Origin of the sequence: Schaalia naturae, from assembly GCF_042665795.1 — a bacterium.
Taxonomy (GTDB): domain Bacteria; phylum Actinomycetota; class Actinomycetes; order Actinomycetales; family Actinomycetaceae; genus Pauljensenia; species Pauljensenia naturae.
This window is the reverse complement of the sequence record NZ_JBHTEF010000008.1, coordinates 1-3,589: the sequence shown is the minus strand read 5'-3', so window position 1 is coordinate 3,589 and position 3,589 is coordinate 1. Positions and strand designations below refer to the sequence as shown.

Genomic DNA, 3,589 nt, shown 5'->3' with positions numbered 1-3,589 from the left:
AGACAGAACACAGAACAGTTAAGTATCTCAATAACTTGATTAGCAAGATCATCGACCAATCAAACGTCGGAATAAATTTTATCGAAGTTTACGCACTGCCTCTACCACGATTAAAGGCATGGAAACGATTCGCGGAATATACAAGAAAAGCCGAAAAGAGGGCACACTCTTCGGCTTTTCGGTTTGCACTGAAATCAAGGTCTTATTGGTATCCCAGCTAAAAAGCAGTCAAAACGGAATGCTGGTTGTTTATTTTAAAACTTTGCAACAGAACCAAAAAAATTTAAAGTTAACATTTATTTGGCGGTTACATTATCCTGTTTGCTTTTTTATCCATCTGTTGTAAGTATAGATAAAAATTTAGAGTTTCTGTCTTTTTTTAGAATACCAGCTATATCTTATTCCTCGACTGTAATACCAATTATATTAGGAATTTGGTTTATGAGTAAAATTATTAAAGTAATCAATAAGTTAGCTCCTAAACAGTTTAAAATGATTTTTATACCATTTTTTTCTTTATTAATAAGTACTTTAGTGACATTGATGCTTTTTGGTCCCATTGGTTATTTTATTGGACAATTTTTAGCACAAATATCTAGTTTACTTTCCGATAATGTTCCTATACTTTATGGTGCTATCTTCGGATTAATGTATTACTTTATTGTAATGACAGGAGCTTTATATGCCTTTTTTCCTGTGATGCTTGCGAATATATCAGCTTTGGGATATGACACTGGAATTATGCCAATCAGTTTTTTTTCAAGTATTTTAATTGGCAGTTCAACATTTGCTTGGAGCATTAATCAGACTGATAAAAACTTAAAGCAACTAGGAGTTAGTTCTGCAATATCAGCTATGTTTGGTGTAACAGCACCAGCATTATTTGGAATAATGACAAAAAACAAGAAACTCTTATATTCTATAATGGCTTTATCTGGGTTGATTAATGCATTACTTAGTTTTTTGTCGATCAAAGCATATAGTTTTGTTGTTCCTTCTATTTTTTCGTTACCCATATTCATAGCACCAACTGGAAATAATAGCAATATTATTATAGCAGTTATTGGTTTAGTTTTATCATTGGTATTAGGCTTTATAATTTCTTTAATTATAACTAAAGAATCTAAATCGAAAGTTCAGGAAGATTCTATTTTGTATGCAAGTGCAAAGAAAAAAAATCCTGATATAATTATTAATTTTGAATAAAAAAAATAAATATTTTCTATTGACATATGAATGAGTATTCAGATATAATCTAATTAACATATGAGTGAGCAAACATATGAATAAACGAACACTTATATCTGGAAGGAGTTTGAAAAATGTCAAAAAAAGAACATAACCACGATCACGACCATGATCACGACCATGATCACGATCACAATCATGGAGGGAAATTTCCGGTTATTATGTATTTCTTGGACTATTAGCTTTTGGAGTAGGCCTATATTTTGAAAAAAGTATTGAATTATATGCTAATATAGCCTTCTCATTGTCTATTATTATCGCAGGCTATCATATTATTTTAGAGGGTATTGGAGATACTATAAAGAATACTATGAGAGCTAAGAAGTTTTCGCCAAATATTCATTTTTTAATGGCGTTAGCAACAGCCGGAGCAGTTGCTATTGGTAACTTTGAAGAAGGAGCTCTTTTAATTGTAATTTTCGCTGGGGCTCATTTTCTTGAAGATTACGTCGATGGCAAAAGTAAAGAGAAATTACTAATTTACTGGAAATGAATCCAACTGAAGCACGTTTGTTGAATGCTGATGGAACAACAAAAATTGTTCCAGTTGATGAAGTTAAAGTAGGTGATACTCTAAAAGTTTTAAACGGAGATCAAATACCAACTGATGGCGTTATATTAAGTGGATCAACTTCAGTGGATGAATCATCTATCAATGGTGAAAGTATTCCAAAAGAGAAAAATGTTGGTGATGAAATATACGGTAGTACAATAAATGGTTCAGGTACATTTACAATGACCGTTACCAAAGATAGTTCAGAAACAGTATTTTCTAAAATATTAGCAATGGTTAATCAGTCTCAAAAGAGTTTAACAAAAACAGCAACATTGATCCAAACCTTAGAACCTAAATATGTAACTCTTGTATTATTATTATTCCCATTAGTATTATTATCAGGACCGTATATTTTTGGTTGGTCATGGGAGTTAAGTCTATATAGAAGTATGGTTTATCTAATTTCAGTGTCGCCCTGTGCGTTAGCTGCAAGTGCTGTGCCAACAACGTTAGCAACAATCTCAAATTTATCTAAAAAAGGTGTGTTAGTAAAAGGTGGAGCGTACCTCTCAAAATTAGCTGATTTAAAAGCTATTTCATTTGATAAAACAGGTACTTTAACGAATGGTAAGCCAGTAGTTACAGATTATATGTTTGATAAGGAAGCTGATGAAAAGGAATTAATTGATATAGTTGTTTCTATGGAAAAACAATCTAACCACCCACTAGCAACAGCTATTTTGAATAAATTTGTTCAAGGCAGAGATTTGAATTTAACAGTTGAAAATGAAGTTGGCCGTGGATTGTCATCTGTATTTAAGGAAGATACTTATAGAATAGGTAAACCAACTTCTTTTAAAGTTATTTCAATGAATTACAAACAAAAAGAAAAACAGCTTTCTTCAGAAGGAAAAACGGTTGTTTATCTAGGTAAAAATGAACATGTGATTGGTATGATTGCTTTGATGGATATACCAAATCAATACGCTAAAGATGCTGTAAGCTACTTTAAAGGTGCTGGATTACATACAACGATGATTACTGGAGATGCAAAACTAACAGGTGAAGCAGTAGGGAGAGTGATTGGAGTAGACGAAGTAGTGGCAAATGTGATGCCTGAAGATAAAGCTTCAATAATTCAATCTCAACAAAAGAAATATGGATCTACTGGTATGCTTGGAGATGGTATTAATGATGCGCCAGCATTAGTAACTGCTGATGTGGGAGTTGCTATGGGAGATGGAACAGATGTTGCAATGGATGTTGCGGATTTAGTGTTAATGAAAAATGATCTTTCTAAATTAGTTTATGCACATCAATTAACTAAAAAGATGGATAAAGTTACTTGGCAAAATATATATTTCTCAATGTTTGTTGTAATATCTTAGTAGTTCTAAATTTTCTAGGTAAGATGGATATTGCAATAGGTGTAATTATGCATGAGGGTAGTACTATAGTTGTAATTCTTAACGCATTAAGGTTATTGTTAACTCCTAAAAAATTCTTGTCCAATTAAAAATTGGAGTGATATATTTGAAAAAAGATATGTTTGAAATCATTAATAAGGATGAAGATGTAAAAAAAAGGACATTAAAGTTGTTTCAAGTACTAAGTAACGAAACTCGTTTTAAAATATTACTTCTGTTGTGTAAAGAAGAAATGAATGTTAAAGATTTTGAACGGGTAATAGGTCAGTCGCAAACAGCAATTTCTCATCAACTTTCATTATTAAGAAGTATAAAGCTTGTTAAGTCGAAAAGAATTGGAAGAGAAATGTATTACAGCTTATCAGACAAACATGTTGATTTGATAATTGATTTGGCTATTAATCATGTCACAGAGGAA

4 protein-coding genes and 1 pseudogene are annotated in these 3,589 nt (G+C 31.6%); all 5 read left to right on the top strand.

All coding sequences use genetic code 11. The features are described from left to right. Positions 1–208, top strand: a pseudogene (locus ACFQWG_RS14120) (DDE-type integrase/transposase/recombinase); the annotation flags it as partial. A 92-nt stretch (positions 209–300) separates the two neighbouring features. Continuing rightward, entirely contained in the window at positions 301–1,206 is a 906-nt protein-coding gene (locus ACFQWG_RS14115) for a PTS transporter subunit EIIC (protein ID WP_380976508.1), read from the top strand. Positions 1,207–1,492: 286 nt separating this feature from the next. After that, positions 1,493–1,741 carry a hypothetical protein gene (locus ACFQWG_RS14110; protein WP_380976506.1) on the top strand — a complete coding sequence of 83 codons (249 nt, stop codon included), beginning with the start codon at positions 1,493–1,495 and terminating at the stop codon, positions 1,739–1,741. After that, entirely contained in the window at positions 1,738–3,132 is a 1,395-nt protein-coding gene (locus ACFQWG_RS14105) for a heavy metal translocating P-type ATPase (protein WP_380976504.1), read from the top strand. The genes ACFQWG_RS14110 and ACFQWG_RS14105 overlap by 4 nt, the downstream gene beginning before the upstream one ends. Before the next feature lie 157 nt (positions 3,133–3,289). Then, on the top strand, positions 3,290–3,589 hold a 300-nt coding region (locus tag ACFQWG_RS14100; protein ID WP_380976502.1), incomplete at its 3' end, for an ArsR/SmtB family transcription factor.

Bases quoted from the DNA above. Each gene is read 5' to 3' on its own strand.
- ACFQWG_RS14105 (WP_380976504.1), top strand. From the start codon at position 1,738: ATGAATCCAACTGAAGCACGTTTGTTGAATGCTGATGGAACAACAAAA.